This window comes from Flavobacterium sp. (genome assembly GCF_030146175.1).
Classification (GTDB): domain Bacteria; phylum Bacteroidota; class Bacteroidia; order Flavobacteriales; family Flavobacteriaceae; genus Flavobacterium.
Map to the genome: position 1 here is coordinate 47,091 of NZ_JASLCE010000008.1, position 18,403 is coordinate 65,493.

17 protein-coding genes are annotated in these 18,403 nt (G+C 41.0%); 11 read left to right on the forward strand and 6 right to left on the reverse strand.

Annotated features, from left to right (window positions below; all coding sequences use genetic code 11):
* The first annotated feature begins 4 nt into the window (after positions 1 to 4).
* Together secA and Q1R07_RS00810 are read left to right on the forward strand one after the other, a co-directional pair.
* Positions 5 to 3,370, forward strand: a complete 3,366-nt coding sequence (gene secA, locus Q1R07_RS00805; RefSeq protein ID WP_300484994.1) for a preprotein translocase subunit SecA — start codon at positions 5 to 7, stop codon at positions 3,368 to 3,370.
* Positions 3,371 to 3,511: 141 nt separating this feature from the next.
* Positions 3,512 to 4,756, forward strand: coding sequence for a sodium:proton antiporter (locus Q1R07_RS00810; RefSeq protein ID WP_300484996.1), 1,245 nt, complete (start codon positions 3,512 to 3,514; stop codon positions 4,754 to 4,756).
* Positions 4,757 to 4,851: 95 nt separating this feature from the next.
* On the opposite strand, the gene Q1R07_RS00815 is transcribed toward Q1R07_RS00810, so the two are convergent.
* Genes Q1R07_RS00815 through Q1R07_RS00825 form a run of 3 tightly spaced genes read right to left on the reverse strand, consistent with a single transcriptional unit; the run spans position 4,852 to position 8,733 of the window.
* Complete coding sequence (locus tag Q1R07_RS00815) at positions 4,852 to 6,249, reverse strand: FAD-linked oxidase C-terminal domain-containing protein (protein ID WP_300484998.1); 1,398 nt, start codon at positions 6,247 to 6,249, stop codon at positions 4,852 to 4,854.
* 24 nt (positions 6,250 to 6,273) lie between these two features.
* Positions 6,274 to 7,488, reverse strand: coding sequence for an MFS transporter (locus Q1R07_RS00820; protein ID WP_300485000.1), 1,215 nt, complete (start codon positions 7,486 to 7,488; stop codon positions 6,274 to 6,276).
* A 6-nt stretch (positions 7,489 to 7,494) separates the two neighbouring features.
* Positions 7,495 to 8,733 carry a multidrug effflux MFS transporter gene (locus tag Q1R07_RS00825; RefSeq protein ID WP_300485002.1) on the reverse strand — a complete coding sequence of 413 codons (1,239 nt, stop codon included), beginning with the start codon at positions 8,731 to 8,733 and terminating at the stop codon, positions 7,495 to 7,497.
* 123 nt (positions 8,734 to 8,856) lie between these two features.
* Here Q1R07_RS00825 and Q1R07_RS00830 point away from each other — a divergent pair, with 123 nt between their 5' ends.
* From Q1R07_RS00830 to meaB, 3 genes are all read left to right on the forward strand, one after another.
* Positions 8,857 to 9,264 carry an Rrf2 family transcriptional regulator gene (locus tag Q1R07_RS00830; protein ID WP_300485004.1) on the forward strand — a complete coding sequence of 136 codons (408 nt, stop codon included), beginning with the start codon at positions 8,857 to 8,859 and terminating at the stop codon, positions 9,262 to 9,264.
* Between the two features lie 46 nt (positions 9,265 to 9,310).
* Complete coding sequence (locus Q1R07_RS00835; protein WP_300485006.1) at positions 9,311 to 9,958, forward strand: NAD(P)-dependent oxidoreductase; 648 nt, start codon at positions 9,311 to 9,313, stop codon at positions 9,956 to 9,958.
* 93 nt (positions 9,959 to 10,051) lie between these two features.
* The gene (gene meaB / locus Q1R07_RS00840) at positions 10,052 to 11,137 is read left to right on the forward strand and encodes a methylmalonyl Co-A mutase-associated GTPase MeaB (RefSeq protein WP_300485008.1); all 1,086 of its coding nucleotides are present in this window, start codon (positions 10,052 to 10,054) and stop codon (positions 11,135 to 11,137) included.
* Between the two features lie 2 nt (positions 11,138 to 11,139).
* Here meaB and Q1R07_RS00845 read toward each other — a convergent pair whose 3' ends face one another.
* Both Q1R07_RS00845 and Q1R07_RS00850 read right to left on the reverse strand, forming a co-directional pair.
* A complete protein-coding gene (locus tag Q1R07_RS00845; RefSeq protein ID WP_136403318.1) occupies positions 11,140 to 11,367 on the reverse strand; it encodes a hypothetical protein in 228 nt (75 codons plus the stop codon).
* A 20-nt stretch (positions 11,368 to 11,387) separates the two neighbouring features.
* Complete coding sequence (locus Q1R07_RS00850) at positions 11,388 to 12,788, reverse strand: MATE family efflux transporter (RefSeq protein ID WP_300485025.1); 1,401 nt, start codon at positions 12,786 to 12,788, stop codon at positions 11,388 to 11,390.
* Positions 12,789 to 13,016: 228 nt separating this feature from the next.
* Between Q1R07_RS00850 and Q1R07_RS00855 the strand changes: the two genes are divergently transcribed.
* From Q1R07_RS00855 to Q1R07_RS00865, 3 genes are all read left to right on the forward strand, one after another.
* Entirely contained in the window at positions 13,017 to 13,508 is a 492-nt protein-coding gene (locus Q1R07_RS00855) for a hypothetical protein (RefSeq protein ID WP_300485010.1), read from the forward strand.
* Between the two features lie 109 nt (positions 13,509 to 13,617).
* Positions 13,618 to 14,079 carry a copper resistance protein NlpE gene (locus Q1R07_RS00860; protein WP_300485012.1) on the forward strand — a complete coding sequence of 154 codons (462 nt, stop codon included), beginning with the start codon at positions 13,618 to 13,620 and terminating at the stop codon, positions 14,077 to 14,079.
* A 6-nt stretch (positions 14,080 to 14,085) separates the two neighbouring features.
* A complete protein-coding gene (locus tag Q1R07_RS00865; protein WP_300485015.1) occupies positions 14,086 to 14,511 on the forward strand; it encodes an META domain-containing protein in 426 nt (141 codons plus the stop codon).
* 30 nt (positions 14,512 to 14,541) lie between these two features.
* On the opposite strand, the gene Q1R07_RS00870 is transcribed toward Q1R07_RS00865, so the two are convergent.
* The gene (locus Q1R07_RS00870) at positions 14,542 to 15,420 is read right to left on the reverse strand and encodes a PPK2 family polyphosphate kinase (RefSeq protein WP_300485017.1); all 879 of its coding nucleotides are present in this window, start codon (positions 15,418 to 15,420) and stop codon (positions 14,542 to 14,544) included.
* 130 nt (positions 15,421 to 15,550) lie between these two features.
* Between Q1R07_RS00870 and Q1R07_RS00875 the strand changes: the two genes are divergently transcribed.
* The 3 genes from Q1R07_RS00875 to Q1R07_RS00885 form a co-directional block, all read left to right on the forward strand.
* Positions 15,551 to 16,384 carry a hypothetical protein gene (locus tag Q1R07_RS00875; protein WP_300485020.1) on the forward strand — a complete coding sequence of 278 codons (834 nt, stop codon included), beginning with the start codon at positions 15,551 to 15,553 and terminating at the stop codon, positions 16,382 to 16,384.
* Between the two features lie 226 nt (positions 16,385 to 16,610).
* Entirely contained in the window at positions 16,611 to 17,057 is a 447-nt protein-coding gene (locus tag Q1R07_RS00880; RefSeq protein WP_300485022.1) for a MarR family transcriptional regulator, read from the forward strand.
* Between the two features lies 1 nt (position 17,058).
* Positions 17,059 to 18,403 (forward strand): TolC family protein (locus Q1R07_RS00885; protein WP_300485024.1); only part of this gene is annotated, 1,345 nt, incomplete at its 3' end.

The following is an 18,403-nucleotide window of genomic DNA, read 5'->3' on the forward strand; positions in this document are numbered from 1 at the left end:
AATTATGAGTTTCATAAACAGCATATTAAAAGCTTTTGTAGGAGACAAGTCTCAAAAAGACGTAAAAGCAATCCAACCCCTTATCAATAAAATCAAGTCATTTGAAGGGCCACTAGCGGCATTATCAAATGATGAGTTACGGGAGAAAACAGTCTATTTTAAAGACATCATCAAAAAAGCCCGCGCTGAAAAAGACGCGAAAATTGAGGCTTTAAAACAGGAAGTTGAACAAACGGAAGATATTGATAAAAGAGAAGATCTATACGCTTCGATTGATGCTATAGAAAAAGAAGCTTACGACCTTACTGAGAAAGCCTTATTGGACATTCTACCGGAAGCCTTTGCTGTTGTAAAAGAAACCGCACGTCGTTTTAAAGAAAACACCCATATCACGGTAACCGCTACGCCAAAAGATCGCGAGTTATCGGCTTCCAAACCGTATATCGTAATTGAAGGCGATAATTCCGTTTGGGCCAATTCCTGGAATGCTGCCGGAAAAGAAATTACCTGGGATATGATCCACTACGACGTACAGTTGATTGGTGGTGTGGTATTACACCAGGGTAAAATTGCCGAAATGCAAACGGGTGAAGGTAAAACATTAGTAGCAACCCTACCAATTTACCTGAATGCTTTAACCGGAAACGGTGTACACCTGGTAACGGTGAACGACTACCTTGCCAAGCGTGATAGCTCGTGGAAAGCGCCTTTATTCGAATTCCACGGATTAACAGTTGACTGTATCGACAATCACCAGCCCAATACCGAAGGACGTAGAAAAGCATACGAAGCCGATATTACCTACGGTACAAATAACGAATTCGGTTTTGACTACCTAAGAGATAACATGGCACATTCGCCGGCAGAATTGGTACAACGCAAACACAATTATGCGATTGTCGATGAGGTGGATTCCGTTTTAGTGGATGACGCCCGTACGCCATTGATCATTTCTGGTCCGGTTCCACAAGGTGACCGTCACGAATTCAACGAATTAAAACCGAAAGTAGAAAACTTATATGGCCTTCAGCGCCAATTGGCAAACGGATTCCTAACCGAAGCCAAACGTTTGCTAAAAGAAGGAAACACCAAAGACGGTGGATTCCAGTTATTACGCGCACACCGTGCTCTACCTAAAAACAAAGCTTTAATTAAATTCCTGAGTGAAGAAGGTGTAAAACAAATCCTTCAGAAAACGGAAAACCACTATATGGCCGACAACAATCGTGAGATGCCAAAAGTGGACGAAGCCTTATACTTTGTAATCGAAGAAAAAAACAATCAGGTGGAATTGACCGATAACGGTATCAAATTCCTATCAAAAGATACGGATGATACGTTCTTTATCTTACCGGATATCGGAACCGAAATCGCCGCAATCGAAAAACAACATCTTTCAAAAGAAGACGAAGCTGAAGCCAAAGAAAGACTATTCCAAGACTTCGGAGTAAAAAGCGAGCGTATTCACACGTTAACGCAGCTTTTAAAAGCCTATACTTTGTTCGAAAAAGATACGGAATATGTTATCATGGATAACAAAATCCTTATCGTTGATGAGCAAACCGGTCGTATCATGGACGGACGTCGTTATTCCGACGGTTTACACCAGGCGATCGAAGCCAAAGAAAACGTAAAAATTGAAGCGGCTACACAAACGTTTGCGACCATTACGTTACAGAACTACTTCAGAATGTACAGCAAACTATCGGGTATGACCGGTACTGCAGTTACAGAAGCGGGTGAGTTATGGGAAATCTATAAATTAGACGTAGTGGAAATTCCAACCAACAGAGGAATTGCCCGAAAAGATAAAGAAGATTTAATCTACAGAACGGTACGTGAAAAATTCAACGCCGTAATCGAAGATGTTGTTCAGTTATCCGAATCCGGAAGACCGGTATTGATCGGTACAACATCGGTAGAAATCTCCGAGTTATTAAGCCGAATGTTGAAAATGCGTGGTGTAAATCACAACGTATTGAACGCGAAATTACACAAACAGGAAGCGCAAATCGTTGCTGAAGCCGGTAAACCGGGCGTGGTAACCATCGCAACCAACATGGCTGGTCGTGGTACCGATATTAAATTAACAGACGAAGTAAAAGCAGCCGGAGGTTTAGCGATCATCGGTACCGAGCGTCACGATTCGCGTCGTGTTGACCGTCAGTTAAGAGGTCGTGCCGGACGTCAGGGAGATCCGGGAAGTTCTCAGTTCTATGTATCGTTGGAAGACAACCTGATGCGTTTGTTCGGATCGGAACGAGTTGCCAAAATTATGGACCGTATGGGACTAAAAGAAGGCGAAGTGATTCAACACTCGATGATGACCAAATCGATCGAAAGAGCACAGAAAAAAGTAGAAGAAAACAACTTCGGTGTTCGTAAACGTTTGTTAGAATATGACGACGTAATGAACGCACAACGTGAAGTAGTTTACAAACGTAGAAAACACGCGCTACACGGAGAACGTCTAAAAGTGGATTTAGCCAATATGATGTACGACGTTTGCGAATTGGTAGTGGAACACAACAAACCATCCGGAGATTTCAAAAACTTCGAATTTGATTTGATCCGTTATTTCGCTATCAGTGGTGCAATTTCAGAAAGTGATTTCACTCGTTTATCCGATCGTGAACTAGTTGGAAAATTATACAAAGCCGTATTACAACACTATACGGAAAAATCCGAAAGAAGTGCTAAAGAAGCTTTCCCGGTAATTAAAAACGTATTCGAAAACAACAACGGACAATTTGAGCGTATCGTGGTTCCGTTTACAGACGGTATCAAATCGTTAAATGTTTTCACCGACTTACAAAAAGCTTACGAAACAGAAGGAAAATCATTACTGACTGATTTCGAAAAGAACATTACGTTAGCAATTGTAGACGAAGCCTGGAAAAAACACTTACGCAAAATGGACGAGTTAAAACAATCCGTTCAGTTAGCCGTACACGAACAAAAAGATCCATTGCTTATCTATAAATTCGAAGCATTCAACCTGTTTAAAAACATGTTGGATAACGTAAATAAAGAAGTAATTTCATTCTTATTTAAAGGGGATCTTCCATCACAAAACCCGAACAACATCCACGAAGCGGAAGAAGTTCCGGTATTACAGGAAGACTACACCATTTCAAAAGAAGAGGTTCTAAACTCGGAAGAAATTGCCGAGCGTAACCACCAGGCTGCAATGCAACAACAAGCGCAACAGCAACCGGTAACGGAAACAATCGTTCGCGACGCTCCGAAGATTAACCGTAACGACAACGTGACCATCAAACACGTAATGTCCGGTAAATCCGAAACAATGAAGTTTAAAAAAGCCGAAGCATTATTAGCATCAGGCGAATGGGTTATCGTTAACGAATAACATAATCCTCACAAATATTAAAAATCCCTCTGTTTTACAGGGGGATTTTTATTTTTATAATAGGCTTAACATCTTTTTTCTATTTTTTTCTTATCTTTTTTTCCGATATAAAAATTATTTCTAATCCTTTAAATTATTAGTATGGAGTTATACTATTCTTTTTCTATTTTACTCGTTTTAGCCTCATTTTTCGCCTATTTAAACCTTCGTTTCCTAAAGCTTCCCTCGACTATTGGAGTAATGATCATCGCAATGATCACTTCGATTATTCTGGTTGTTTTCGGACACATTTTCCCGGATACCCTAACCCGGTTTTCCAAACTTATCGCCGAATTTGACTTTACGGAAGTCCTGATGGGCGCTATGTTAAACTTCCTGCTTTTTGCCGGAGCGATCCATATTAACATGTTGGATCTAAAAGAACAACGCTGGCCCATTATCGTCTTTTCAACACTGAGCGTTATTTTATCAACCTTTATTGTTGGTGTGCTGCTTTATAATATCCTGATCTTATTATCACTCGAGATTCCGTTTATTTACTGTTTGTTGTTTGGAGCGCTTATCTCGCCAACCGATCCGATTGCCGTATTGGGAATCCTGAAAAATGCCAATGTACCCAAATCGCTTGAAACCAAAGTTGCCGGTGAATCGTTGTTTAACGACGGTGTGGCGGTAGTGGTTTTTGCCGTAATCCTACAATTGGCGCAAGGTCGCAACATCGATTTATCCTTTAGTCATATTTCTTGGCTAATCATCAAAGAAGCACTCGGCGGATTCCTATTGGGAATGGTATTGGGTGTAACCGCATCGAAAGCGATGCGTAAAATCGACGATTATAAAGTGTCCGTTTTAATTACATTATCCGTTGTTATGGGTGGTTATTTAATCGCTCATGCGATGCATATTTCCGGTCCGTTAACCATGGTGGCTGCCGGTCTTATTATTGGAAACTATGGTAAAAAAACCGCGATGTCTCCCATTACCAAAGATTACCTAAATAAATTCTGGGAACTGATCGATGAAATTATGAACGCCATTCTGTTCCTGTTTATCGGATTTGAATTACTATTGATTCCGAATATTTTGGGCTACTGGCAAATCGGTTTAATCTGTATACTACTGGTGCTATTTTCCCGTTTTCTTTCCATCTGGATTCCAACGTTGGTTATTCCATTTAAAGAAAAATTCAACCGTGGAACAATCAAAATCCTGGTTTGGGGTGGTTTACGTGGTGGTGTATCAATTGCTTTAGCACTATCAATTGAAGAAGGCCCACACAAACAAATGATCCTTGCGATTACCTATTTTGTAGTGGTATTTTCCATCGTAGTACAAGGCTTAAGTATTGGAAAACTGGCTAATAAAGTATTACCAAAAGAAGTTTAACGTTTCAAATCTTTTCACACCTGATAGGTTTTTGAAACCTGTCAGGTGTAACCCATATAAATAAAAAGCTGTCTTAAATAAGACAGCTTTTTTGTTTATAGTGTATCGGGAAATATTTTCCCCGGATTAAGAATGTTGTTCGGATCAAATAGTGCTTTAATACCTTTCATCAGCAGAAGCTGTTTGTCGCTAAAAGCAATATCCATATAGTTTTTCTGTACAAAACCAATGCCATGTTCCCCGGAAAGCGTTCCTTTTAAAGCAACCGTGAGTTCGAAAATTTCACGGATTCCTTTTGGCACTTCCGTTTTCCAGTTTTCGTCGGTCATCGTTCCTTTGATGATATTCACATGTAAATTACCATCGCCGGCATGACCATAACAAACCGACTGGAAGCCATATTTTGCTCCGATACTTTTGATTCCCTCCAAAAGGCGCGGTAATTCATAACGCGGCACTACGGTATCTTCTTCTTTGTAAACCGAATTCGCTTTTACCGCTTCGGCTACGCCCCTTCTCATTTTCCACAAGGCATTTTTCTGATCGTCGGAATCGGCAAAAAGAATTTCATCAATTTCAAACGATTCCAATACCTGCATGATTTTTTCGGCTTCGGCAAACAAAATATCCGGATAATTTCCGTCGACTTCAATTAGTAAATGCGCCTGAATTGCCTCTTTTACCGGAACATTAATTCCGTCGATAAACCGCAACGTCCAGTCAATCGCATCGCGCTCCATAAATTCCAACGCACTCGGTACAATTCCCGCCCGGAAAATCGCCGAAACCGCTTCACAGGCTTCCCCCGCTTTAAAAAACGGTACGAGCATCAATACATTATGATTGTTTTTCGGTAGTAATTTTAATACAATTTTAGTAATGATTCCCAACGTACCTTCGCTCCCAACCATCAATTGTGTCAGGTTATATCCCGTGGAATTTTTCAGTGTATTCGCTCCCGTCCAGATAATTTCACCGGTTGGCAACACCACTTCCAGATTCAGAACATAATCTTTGGTCACCCCATATTTTACCGCTCGGGCGCCACCGGCATTTTCGGCTACATTTCCACCGATAAAACAACTGCCGCGACTACTCGGATCCACCGGATAAAACAAAGCTTTTTCCAGTACCGTATCCTGCAAGATCTGTGTAATAACAGCCGGTTCGGTGATTACCTGTAGATTTTTTTCGTCAATTTCAAGAATACGATTCAGTCGTTCGGTCGAAAGTGCGATACCACCGTGGATACTTAAAGCGCCACCACTTAAACCCGTACGTCCACCAATGGGAACCACCGGAATGGTATATTCATTCGCCAATATAACTATAGCCGAAATTTCAGCAGCCGAAGCCGGTTTTACCACCACCTGAGGCGGAAATACCAGATCTTCCGTTTCATCATGTCCATAACTATTCCGGGTTTCTTCGTCGGTAAAAACATAAGAAACACCTACAATTCCCTGAAGCTTCTCTATAATTTCCGGATTCATCTTTCTAATTTTACAGTGAAATTACTATTTCTTCTTAATATTTGGAAGGAAATACGCAATAAGTCCGATCAAAGGTAAAAAAGCACAAATATGATACACAAACGTGATACTCGTATGATCGGCCAGATAGCCCAACAGTGCCGATCCCAAACCACCCATTCCGAAGGCAAAACCATAGAATAACCCGGAAACCATTCCGAGTTTTTTAGGTAATAATTCCTGCGCATATACTAAGATTGCCGGGAAAGCCGACGATAGTATCACACCAATGATCATCGATAATACACCGGTCCAAAATAAATCGGCAAAAGGCAACAACAACGTAAACGGTGCCACACCTAAAACCGAAAACCAGATCACATATTTACGCCCGAACTTATCCCCTAACGGTCCGCCTAAAAGTGTTCCGGCCGCCACCGACATCAGGAACAAAAACAAGTGAAACTGCGCATCCTGAACCGATACATGGAATTTGTCCATCAGGTAAAATGTAAAATAACTCGACATACTCGCCGTATAGAAAAACTTTGAAAAGATCAGCAACAGCAGAATCGCGATCGATAGATTTACTTTTCCTTTCGAAAGGTTGTGCAGAATTTCCGGTTCTGTCTTTTTTGATTTTCGCAAGCTCAAATGATCACGGTACCAGAAAGCAATCTTACTCAGCACTGCCATTGCCACGATTGCAAAAATCAGGAACCACAAAATATACTGTTGTGAGTTTGGCACTACAAATAATGCTACTAATAAAGGCCCGATAGCTGTTCCGGCATTTCCACCGATTTGAAAAATGGATTGCGCCAATCCTCGCTTACCGCCGGATGCCAAATACGAAACCCGGGACGATTCCGGATGAAAGATAGACGATCCGATTCCGACTAAAATCACAGCCAGCAATATCATATAAAAACTGGTTGCATACGAAAGGGCAATAATCCCGACAGACGTAAACAACATTCCGTATAATTGCGAAAAGGGTTTCGGATGTTTGTCGGTATAAAAGCCGACAAACGGTTGTAAGATAGAAGCCGCCATCTGATACGAAAAAGTGATCAATCCGATCTGCGTAAACGACAACTGAAAATTATCTTTTAATATAGGATAAGCAGCCGGGATAACCGCCTGCAATAAATCATTTAATAAATGCGCAAAACTGATCGAAAACAGGATCGAATACGCCGTTTTTTGTACCAGTTCCTGTGACTGGTTTGCTTCTAAAGCAATTTCATTGGTTTTCATGGTAAGCTATAACTTTTTAGTCGCAACCGGCACCGGTATAGGTTCCGGGTTAATTTTTCCTTTTTTAGTATTGATATTCAAACGCAGAATAATAACAAAAGCCACTATACCCGCGGCAGCCATTCCGCCCACCATTGGAAACAAGGTTTCGTCGTGTAAAGCACTTACAACCGCCGACAAAATCGCTCCGCATACCATCTGCAAAAATCCGATCAATGCCGAAGCACTCCCTGCATTTTCCGAAAACGGTGCCAAGGCCATCGCCGTACTGTTCGGTACCAATATTCCGAGGCAAAACAGGAAGGTAAACAAGTGCAGAATCAGGATTACAGGGGTAAACAATTGCAGTTGTAATAATGTGATCAACGACAAAGCTACGATCAATAAGGTTCCTCCGGACAGGGTAACAATTTGCAACGAAGTAAATCGTTTTAACAGCAAACGGTTTAGCTGACTTCCGGCGATAAAGCCCATCGCATTAATTCCGAAAACCCAGCCATATTGTGCCTCCGTTAATCCGAAATACTTCATAAATGCAAACGGCGATCCGCTGATATAGGCAAACATTCCCGCCATGGCCGCACTACCGGCAAAAGCGTAGAATAAGAAGGTCTTTTCAAAAAATACGGCTTTATAGTCGCGAATACTGTTGTTAAAATTAAGCGGTTCCGTAGTCCTTTCTTTTATACTTTCCGGCAGATAAAAATACACCGCCAGGGTCAGCAATAATCCGATTATCGCCAGCACATAAAAAATAGACCGCCAGTCGGAAACCGACACCACCCAACCACCGATTGACGGTGCCAGAATCGGAGCCACACCTACGATTAGCATCAGGATGGAAAAGATTTTGGCAATTTCCGAAACCGGAAACAAATCGCGTACTACAGCCCGGCTAACGACCATACCGACGCATCCGCCTAATGCCAACACAACCCGCATGGTGATCAACCAATAAATAGAAGGTGAAAGCGCACAACCGATCGAAGCTGCGATAAACAATAACAACCCAAACAATAAGGGTTTCTTTCGTCCGAATTTATCAATAATCGGTCCGTAAAAAAGCTGACCGATGCTAATTCCTATAAAATAACTGGTAAGCGACAGGGTAACCTGTGCGATATCCGTATGCAGTCCTTTGGCTATGGCCGGAAATGCAGGCAGGTACATATCGATGCTGAAAGGAGCCAGAGCCGATAAACCTGCGAGGATAAAAAGAAGGGTGTATTTTTGTTTAAACGTCATTATATTCGCAGTATCAAGGTGCAAATTTCGACAATCCGCGGCAATAATTTTTCTTAAAAAAAAGCCAAAATATTTTTTATTTCAACAAAGCGACATACATTTGTAATACATTTTATTACAGTTATGATTACCGGTAAGTTTGCCATCACCACACATATACTAACGCTCTTAGCAAAATTCCCAGACGAATACATGGCTTCGGACTATATCGCCGGCAGCCTGAACATTCATCCGGTGTTGGTTCGCAAAGAAATTGCCAACCTTAAAAAACACCATTTGGTAGAAAGCAAAGAGGGAAAAAATGGCGGAACGAAACTGATCAAATCGGCAGCAACAATCTCAATGGAAGAAGTGTTTAACATGACTTTCGAAAAGATGAGCTTTGGTTTTTCGAAAAACGATCCGAATCCGGAATGTCCGGTTGGCAAACAAATCAACAGTAATCTGACTGCTTTATATGACGACATCAACATCGCGATTGTCAACAAATTGAAGTCCATCTCGCTTGAAGAATTCAGTGAGCGGTTCTGATATTTTTTTACCCAAAACTGTAACAAATTTTATTATATATAAAAATATGAAAATAGCCATTATCGGAGCCACAGGATTTGTAGGTTCTACCCTTTTAGACGAAATCAGCAACCGCAGCCATCAGATTACCGCCATTGCCCGAAATCCGAAAACCACAACCCATACCAACGTAAACTGGGTAAAAGCCGACATTTTTAATGTTTCGGAACTTGCCAACGTATTAGCCGGTCATGACGTAGTGATCAGCGCTTATAATTCCGGATGGACCAATCCGAATATTTACGATGATTTTATCAACGGTTCAAAAGCCATCCAAGAAGCCGTAAAACAATCGGGTGTAAAACGCTATATTGTGATTGGCGGAGCCGGAAGTTTATTTGTGGCTCCTGGTTTACAAGCTGTAGACACACCGGATTTCCCAAAAGAATACCATGCCGGAGCTTCTGCCGCACGCGATTACCTGAACTTTTTAAAAGACGAAAAAGAATTGGATTGGGCCTTTTTTAGTCCGGCATTCGAAATGCATCCGGGTATTACCACCGGAAGAACCGGTAACTATCGTTTAGGTCTGGACAATCCCGTATTTGATGACAATCAGCGTAGTATCTTATCGGTTCAGGATTTGGCCGTAGTTATTGCCGATGAAACCGAAAATCCAAAACACCATCAGGTACGCTTTACAGCCGCTTACTAATTTTCCATCTAATATAACCCAGGGTGCACAATATTCAATTCAACTTGAAGATTGTGCACTTTTTCTTTAATTTTACAGTTCAAAATTATTCCAGTGGCACACAAGAAATCGCATCCTACGGCTCTACATGAAAAAGACGGTATTGAACAACCGGAAATTGTCAGTTCGGCTTCAGTAGCCCAGATCCGGCAATACCGCCGGCAACAACCGACATCGGAACAACTGATCGCCGGGATTTTGAGCGGGGATAAAATTGCCTTGAGTCGTGCCATTACACTGATCGAAAGTACGAGTACCACGCATCTGGAAAAAGCCAATGAAGTCATCAAAGCCTGTTTGCCACATGCCAATAAATCGGTACGTGTTGGAATCACCGGTGTACCGGGTGTTGGAAAAAGTACCTTTATAGAAGCTTTTGGAAAATACCTGACCGGATTGGGTAAAAAAGTAGCTGTATTGGCTGTTGATCCCAGTAGTTCGATTTCCCACGGTAGTATTCTGGGCGATAAAACCCGAATGGAAGAATTGGTAAAAGACGTAAATGCCTATATCCGACCGTCGGCATCCGGAGAAAGCCTTGGCGGTGTAGCGCGCAAAACCCGGGAAACGATCATTCTTTGCGAAGCCTGCGGATTTGATACCATCCTAATCGAAACCGTTGGCGTAGGTCAGAGTGAAACAGCGGTACACAGTATGGTCGATTTCTTCCTGTTACTAAATCTGGCCGGAGCCGGAGACGAACTACAAGGTATCAAACGCGGGATTATGGAAATGGCCGATGCGATTGTGATCAACAAAGCGGACGGAGACAACATCAAACGCGCCCGACTGGCGAAAACCGAATACAATCGGGCATTGCATTTATTTCCGATGAAAAACTCCGGATGGTCACCAAAAGTAACCACCTGTAGTGCTTTAACTCAGGAAGGTATTCCGGACGTTTGGAATACGATTGAAGACTATTTTAAACTCACCCGTGAAAACGGTTATTTTCATCAGAAACGAAAAGAACAAAACCAATACTGGTTATTGGAAACGATTAATGAGCAATTAAAACAACACTTCTATAACCATCCCGACATTCAGATCTTACTGGAAGAAAACAAAAAAGCGGTGCAAAACAATGAAATATCACCGTTTGCAGCCGCTCAGTTATTACTTGACAACTATTTTAAATAGGCTTACTCTTCGTAACGCTCCATCTCACGGTCGTAAAACTCACCGGCAAGCTGGATTAATTTTTCCATTTCGGCTTCCATATCTTCCTCATCCTCATCGTCCAGTTCTTCCAAAAACTCAATCGAGTCATCTTTAAGGTTGATCAAAAAACGAGGGTATTCCAGGTGGATAATAAAAATATCATCCGGAAAATCGGTGTTATCGGCCAGTACAAATTTTGGTAATTCCATATGGTTCTTATTTAATTCTCTTAATTTATAATTTTGGTAACTGCTTTCGCATCATCCAGAAGCAATTTTCGCGTCAGACGGCTAAAGCGAATATACAAAAATATTGCTGCAGTGGTTAATCCGGCTAATAATCCGATCCAGATTCCTTCGCCTCCTAATTTTGTATACAAGCCCAGATAAATCGAAATTGGAAATCCGATTACCCAATACGCGACAAAAGTAATATACATCGGGATTTTCACATCCTGAATGCCACGTAAAGCTCCTAAAACCGCTACCTGTACACCATCCGAAATCTGGAAAACTGCCGCTACAATCAACAATCGGGAAGCAATATGGATCACTTCGGCGGTATCGGCTATATGGGCAGCACTATTCGCATTGACAAAAAGGGCCGGTAATATCTGGTGTAAGCCTACAAACAATAAGGCAAAAATTGTTTCAATGATAATCGCCAACAGGAAAATGGAACGTGCCACTACCTGCAATTTTTTATAATCCTGCATTCCTTTGTAATTTCCAACGCGCACCATTCCGGCTACACTTAAGCCCGAGGCAAACATAAAGGTAAACGAAGCCATACTCAACGCGATCTGATTGGCCGCCTGACTGGTTGTTCCCAATCGGCCGGAAAGCCATACGGCACCGGTAAACAAAGCTACTTCGAAAAACATCTGCATCGAAGACGGCAATCCCAACGCAATAATTTTTTTACTCATCGATTTTTGGATCGATGCTAAACTGAATCCTTCAAAATACGGTTTGAACTTTTCTTTTGTTTTTAGGGCATAATGCATATAAATGAGCATTACAAAACGGGACGATACGGTACCAATAGCCGCTCCGACAATTCCCATTTTGGGGAAAATCCAGATTCCGTAGATCAGGAAATAATTAATGATCAGGTGAACTACATTACAAATCACCGTAGCCCACATGGCATATTTGGTTTCCGATTTCCCATCGGCAAACTGTTTATAGCCCTGGAAAATAATAAGCGGAATCAACGAAAAAGCGACAATATCCAGAAACGGTCGCGCCATTTCCACCACTTCTTCCGGTTGTCCCATAAAACGGATGATCGGTTTTGAAAAATAGATTAGCGTAAACAATGAAATTCCCAATATCGTACACAATACCAGTCCGTGATGGAAAACACTTCTCCCCTTTTCGAGGCTTTTTTCACCGTCGGCTTCCGCGATTAATGGCGTTATGGCCGTAGAAAACCCTACGCCCAGCGACATGGCAATAAATACAAAACTATTCCCCAAAGAAACGGCCGCCAATTCGGTTGGCCCGAGCTTTCCCACCATGATATTATCCACGATAGCCACCAGGGTATGCCCCAGCATTCCCAAAATAATCGGGTAGGCCAATCGCAGGTTATAACCAAACTCTTTTGTGTATACCGACAATCTCATTTTACTCCATTTTTCGGCAAAGGTAAGAACTTGCGACGCCATAGTATCATTAAAAATGGTAATTTTAAGCCCCATTCAAAAACACTATCAAACAACTTAAAATCAATATTTTACACTGATTTAATACAATATTTTATATTAAATTAACATAAAATTAGGCTTTAAAAAATAACAAAATGGCCTGATTGTTGTTAAAATCCATATTGTTAAACATAAAACGTATTAAATATGAAAAATGTTAAAAAGCTTTTAGGACTGACTGCGATAGCTTCAGCACTATTCTTCTCGACAGATTCCCAGGCTCAGACACAGGGATATGAAAAAGGATGGCGTGTAGGGTTCGGACTAAACGGAGGGATTCCGATAAACAGTTCGTACGACTTCAGTTTAGGAGCAGATGCGCGATTGCAATACGATTTAACGCAAAAAACGTCATTGGCCGCCACAACAGGGTATACCCATTTGTTCAGCAAGGAAGCAGACGGTGGTTTTATTCCGGCCAAACTGGGCTTTAAATCCTTTTTAGGAAACCAGATTTATGTTTTGGGTGAAGTCGGTGCCGGTATTGGTGTCAAAGACGGTATGGGAACTTCTTTCCTTTGGGCGCCCGGAATTGGTATTGCAACCAAAAACATCGACATTAGTCTGCGCTATGAAGATTACAACCATTTTAATACCGGACAGGTGTCGCTCCGCCTGGCCTACGGCTTTAAATTATAATAGGAAAATGGTGATATTTTTTTAGCATTAATTCCAAAAATGTTAGGAAAATATCACTATCTTTATAAGTGAATTCTCTGGATAATCAACAACTTATAAATCACTTCTTATGAAAAAAGTAATTCTAGCTGTAGCTTGTATCGCTTTTGCGATGACTTCATGTAAAAAAGAAAACAAAGCCGATAGTGACGGAGCAAACACTGAAAAAAGCAGCACGTCATTGGCAAAAAGTAGTGAAAATGTATTGGATTGGGACGGAACTTATAAAGGTGTAACCCCTTGTGCCGACTGTGACGGTATCGAAACCACCCTTACCCTTAATCGGGATAAAACCTATGTGATGACGACCAAATATCAGGGCAAAGGGAACGACATCCTCCAGGTAACAGGATCCTTCAGCTGGAGTGATGATGGCAGTACGGTCAAACTGGACAATATCAAAGACGGCCCAAATCAGTTTTTGGTAGGTGCCAATCAGTTAACCATGCTGGATATGGAAGGAAAAAAAATAACCGGGGCACTTGCAAAGAAATATGTATTAAACAAAGAAATGAATGCCCCAGAAAATTAAATGAATATGAAAAAAGTAACTTTATCATTACTAACCCTGGCTTTCGTTTCCATAGGATGTAACACTGCTAAAAAAACAACCGCAACCGCTTCATTGGAAGGAACCAAATGGAAATTGGTCGAATTAAATGGAAAACCGGTTTCACAAACCCAAATGGGTAAGGATGTTTACCTGCAACTGGACACCAAAGACCATCGCATTTCAGGTTTTAGTGGTTGTAATGGTTTTGGCGGTACCTATACCCTTAAAGAAGGCAGCCGTATCGAACTTTCACAATTGATGGGTACTCTAATGGCTTGTCCGGATATGGATACCGAAACTGCCTTTTTAAAGGTTCTAAACACCGTGGATAATTACAACCATAACGGTAAAACGTTATATCTGAATAAAGCCCGAATGGCGCCACTGGCGAAATTTGAAGCTGTAAAATAAAAAAACGCCTCCGGGCGTTTTTTTTTGTACTTATTCCTTTTGCAAGGCATCGCGATAAGATGCGATATGCTTTTTAATTTCCGGATCCAATTCCGGTTCTTTAATGTCCGTATATTTTTCCAGTTCGTCCAAAATAGTCTTCGCTACGATATAACGACACGTCTCTTTATTATCAGCTGGAACCACATACCAGGGCGCATGTTTTTTGGATGTATTATTAATAGCTTCTTCATAATACTGCTGGTATTCGTCCCAATGCGCACGCTCTTTTAAATCTCCGGGTGAAAACTTCCAGTTGTGCTCCTCTTTGTCCAGACGTCGTAACAAACGCTGACGCTGCTCTTCCTTACTCAAATGCAGAAAAAACTTTAAAACAATGGTGCCATTTTGGGCGATATGCTTTTCAAAATTATTAATCTGTTCGTAGCGCTTTTGCCAGAAATCGGCCGGAATATCGTCTACCGATTCAATTCCGGGTAAATTTTCATTCAGTATATACTCCGGATGTACACGAGTGACCAGTACATTTTCATATTGCGTACGGTTAAAAACGGAAAACTTTCCTTTTTCCGGCAACGCCATATAATGGCGCCATAAATAATCGTGTTCCAGTTCGGATGAATTGGGCGTTTTAAAACTATGTACCACTACTCCACGGGAATTAAATTCCTTAAAAACTTCCCGAATCAAACTATCTTTTCCGGCGGTATCCATTCCCTGCAAACAAATCAGTACGCCATAGCGATTGTGCGCATACATTTTGTCCTGAAGTTTACTCAGTTTTTCTCTGGTTTTTTCCAATGCTTTCGATTTCTTTTTTTCGGAAGTATCTATATTTAAAGCAGTAGACCAATCGGATAATTTAATGGTACCGTCCACTCTAAAATCATCGCACTTAATAGTTTTCATACGCCTGGGGAATTAGATGTTTCTATAAAAATAAGAATATTTTGACGCATTCGGAAGAATTTTCCGTGGCTTTTTCCCCAACTTTCAAAAATAATGCGGTACTTTGATAGTACTAATTAAGCGCAAAATCATGAATCGATTTACTTTGGAATTATTATTTCAGATCATCGGTGTCGGATCGGCTTCCGGGCTTATTTTCGACCATTCCGTTTTGAATATAATCAGCGATAACAGCTCCTATTTATACGAATACGAAACCAAATCGGCTACGCTCAAACGCCATCCGTTACTGGAAAATCCGGCTGAAAACATCGCAAAAAAAATCAAACCCGATTTTGACGCGATTACTTCATATGCCGACACCTTATATCTTTTCGGATCCGGGTCTACGGCAAACCGAAACAAAATGATCAAAGTAAACGCGAAAACCAAAGAAGTCGTTTCGGTGGTCGATATTTCCGACCTGTATGCCGCCATGCAAACCTTTGCCGAGCTTAGTCCCGAAAATTTTAATATCGAAGGTGTGGCCTATAACGGCAAAAGCTGGTACTTTTTTAACCGTGGTAATGGTACAACCGGAAAAAATATTGTTTTTACGATAGAAGGTAAAAATCTGGTGGATGATTTTAATATTATTTTCAGCGAATTAAAACTACCGAAAATCAAAGGTGTGCGTACCGGTTTTACCGATGCCACGTTGGTTCAGGACAAACTTTATTTTTTGGCCGCGGCCGAAGATACCAATTCTACCTATAACGACGGAGCGGTTTTGGGAAGTGTAATCGGACGAATTGATATCAAAAAAATGAAAATTGATTTTACCCGAACGATAACAGACACTCATAAATTTGAAGGACTAACCTTGTATTCCGATTCTGAAGCAGAAATTTCCTTTTTATTATGCGAAGACAATGATACCGAAAAACTGCAAGCGGATATCTATCGTTTGCGTTTAAAAAAATAAGCCTTTAATCATTATACTATACCAATATCCGTTGTTGTCAACGGATATTTTTTTTGTAATCTGCTAACAGTATAAACAAAAATTAATCTTGGAATACAGCTATTTACAAAAATAATTCTTACATTTATAAGGAACTCTTTCTGATAAAAATTTGTTAATCTCAACAAAAAGCAGGGTCATCCGCATTGGAGTCCTTATTTTTGTAGTTGTTTAAACAACTATTGTTATGGAAACCATTTTTACTACGGAGAATTTATATAACTTATTATCGGGTCGCATTCCGTCGGCCTTTAATCGCGCTTTATTAAACCAGTTTAAAGCCAACGGCATCAACTTAACCAAAGAACAATGGTCTATTTTGGCCGTTCTATGGAAAAAAGACGGTTGTTCCCAACAAGTACTGGCCGACGAAACCTATCGCGACAAACCCAGTATCACCCGTTTAATCGATCATTTGGAAAAAGAAGGCTTAGCCGAACGTCGTCCGGATAAAAAAGATCGTCGCCTGAACCTTATTTACCTAACCGAACAAGGCAAATCACTCGAAGAAGGCGCGATGAAAGTAGTTGATCAAACTGTGAATACAGCCGTGCGCGATATCGATCCGGAAATCATTCAATTGGTAAGAGACACTTTTATTCGGATTTACAATAACCTGGAAACAAAAAAATAAAATGAAAAAACACGTACTACTCACTTTGATTTCACTCTTTTGTCTGGCGGAAGGCTATTCGCAGATAGCGGTTTCGGCTTCACTGGACGATGCGATACAAAAAGCATTGGCAAAGAGCAGTTCGGTAAAAAACAAAGAACTGGAAATCGAAAAACTCAATCTGCAAAAAAAGAGCATCCGGAATAAATACATCCCAACGGTGGAAGCCACGGCCATGTATATGTATTTCGACAATCGGATGACGATAGATTTGCCCACGGTTACGGTTCTCAATTATCCGTTACTGGACGGCAAAACGTCATTTGACAACTATGGAAATATTTTCCATGGCGGTGTTATGGCCAAAACAGTACTCTTTAGTGGACTTCAGATACCAAACGGAGCCAAAGCGATCGAACAAAAAGCCATCGGAACGGCCTACTTAACCGAATCGGAAAAAGACGGTATCGTAAAAGACGTTATCAATACATTTGATCAACTAGCGCTTCTGGACGAAGTAGAACGCCTGATCAACGACAGCCAAAAACGCTTAAATGCCGAGACTTTACGTGTAACCAAAGCCATCGAACAAGGACTGGCGATTCCATATGACCGCGATAAAATAAAACTGGCGACACTGGAACTTACGTCCAAAAGAATCGAAATGGAAGGAAAACGCAAGGTGGTATTTAAAAAAATAAGTTACCTGACCGGTTATTCAAACGAAGAAATCAAAAACGTACAATACGAACTGGCTCCGTATTTGATCAGTCAGAATCTAACAACCGATAACAAACAGGAAATCAAAGCACTCGAATCGTTTAAATCGGCTTACCAATATGCTTTGAAAAAAGAAAAAGGAACCTATCTTCCTACCTTGGGTGCTTTTGGAGGCGTTACCTATTCCAGTTTATTTGATGCAAATGCCACTACACCACCTCTTCCGATATTCGGTCAACCGTTGAATTTAGGACTGAATGAACTCACCATTAGTCAGAACTGGATTATTGGTGCGGCGTTAAAATGGGAAATTTTTAGCGGTTTCGAACGCAAACACAAGGTTCACGAAGCCAAAATCAATATCGAACAGGTTCAAAATCAGATTGACGATACCAAAGAAAAATTACAATTGTTGCTCGAAAACAATTATGCCAATTATACCGTGTTGAATCAGAAAACGGAAATCGCCGATCAACAGGAAAAAGTAGCCCGAAACAATTTGAATCTGGCGATCAAACAATACAAAGAAGGTCTGATCAATATTTCCGAACGCCTGGAAGCCGAAAACGATATGTATAAGGCTTCATTAAACAAAGTCAGTACTCTAATCGAGCAACGTCTGTCGGCCATCGAAACCGTGATCGCAA

Coding starts and splice junctions, on each gene's coding strand:
- secA (WP_300484994.1), top strand. CDS start 5: ATGAGTTTCATAAACAGCATATTAAAAGCTTTTGTAGGAGACAAGTCT.
- Q1R07_RS00810 (WP_300484996.1), top strand. CDS start 3,512: ATGGAGTTATACTATTCTTTTTCTATTTTACTCGTTTTAGCCTCATTT.
- Q1R07_RS00815 (WP_300484998.1), bottom strand. CDS start 6,249: ATGAATCCGGAAATTATAGAGAAGCTTCAGGGAATTGTAGGTGTTTCT.
- Q1R07_RS00820 (WP_300485000.1), bottom strand. CDS start 7,488: ATGAAAACCAATGAAATTGCTTTAGAAGCAAACCAGTCACAGGAACTG.
- Q1R07_RS00825 (WP_300485002.1), bottom strand. CDS start 8,733: ATGACGTTTAAACAAAAATACACCCTTCTTTTTATCCTCGCAGGTTTA.
- Q1R07_RS00830 (WP_300485004.1), top strand. CDS start 8,857: ATGATTACCGGTAAGTTTGCCATCACCACACATATACTAACGCTCTTA.
- Q1R07_RS00835 (WP_300485006.1), top strand. CDS start 9,311: ATGAAAATAGCCATTATCGGAGCCACAGGATTTGTAGGTTCTACCCTT.
- Q1R07_RS00845 (WP_136403318.1), bottom strand. CDS start 11,367: ATGGAATTACCAAAATTTGTACTGGCCGATAACACCGATTTTCCGGAT.
- Q1R07_RS00850 (WP_300485025.1), bottom strand. CDS start 12,788: ATGAGATTGTCGGTATACACAAAAGAGTTTGGTTATAACCTGCGATTG.
- Q1R07_RS00855 (WP_300485010.1), top strand. CDS start 13,017: ATGAAAAATGTTAAAAAGCTTTTAGGACTGACTGCGATAGCTTCAGCA.
- Q1R07_RS00860 (WP_300485012.1), top strand. CDS start 13,618: ATGAAAAAAGTAATTCTAGCTGTAGCTTGTATCGCTTTTGCGATGACT.
- Q1R07_RS00865 (WP_300485015.1), top strand. CDS start 14,086: ATGAAAAAAGTAACTTTATCATTACTAACCCTGGCTTTCGTTTCCATA.
- Q1R07_RS00870 (WP_300485017.1), bottom strand. CDS start 15,420: ATGAAAACTATTAAGTGCGATGATTTTAGAGTGGACGGTACCATTAAA.
- Q1R07_RS00875 (WP_300485020.1), top strand. CDS start 15,551: ATGAATCGATTTACTTTGGAATTATTATTTCAGATCATCGGTGTCGGA.
- Q1R07_RS00880 (WP_300485022.1), top strand. CDS start 16,611: ATGGAAACCATTTTTACTACGGAGAATTTATATAACTTATTATCGGGT.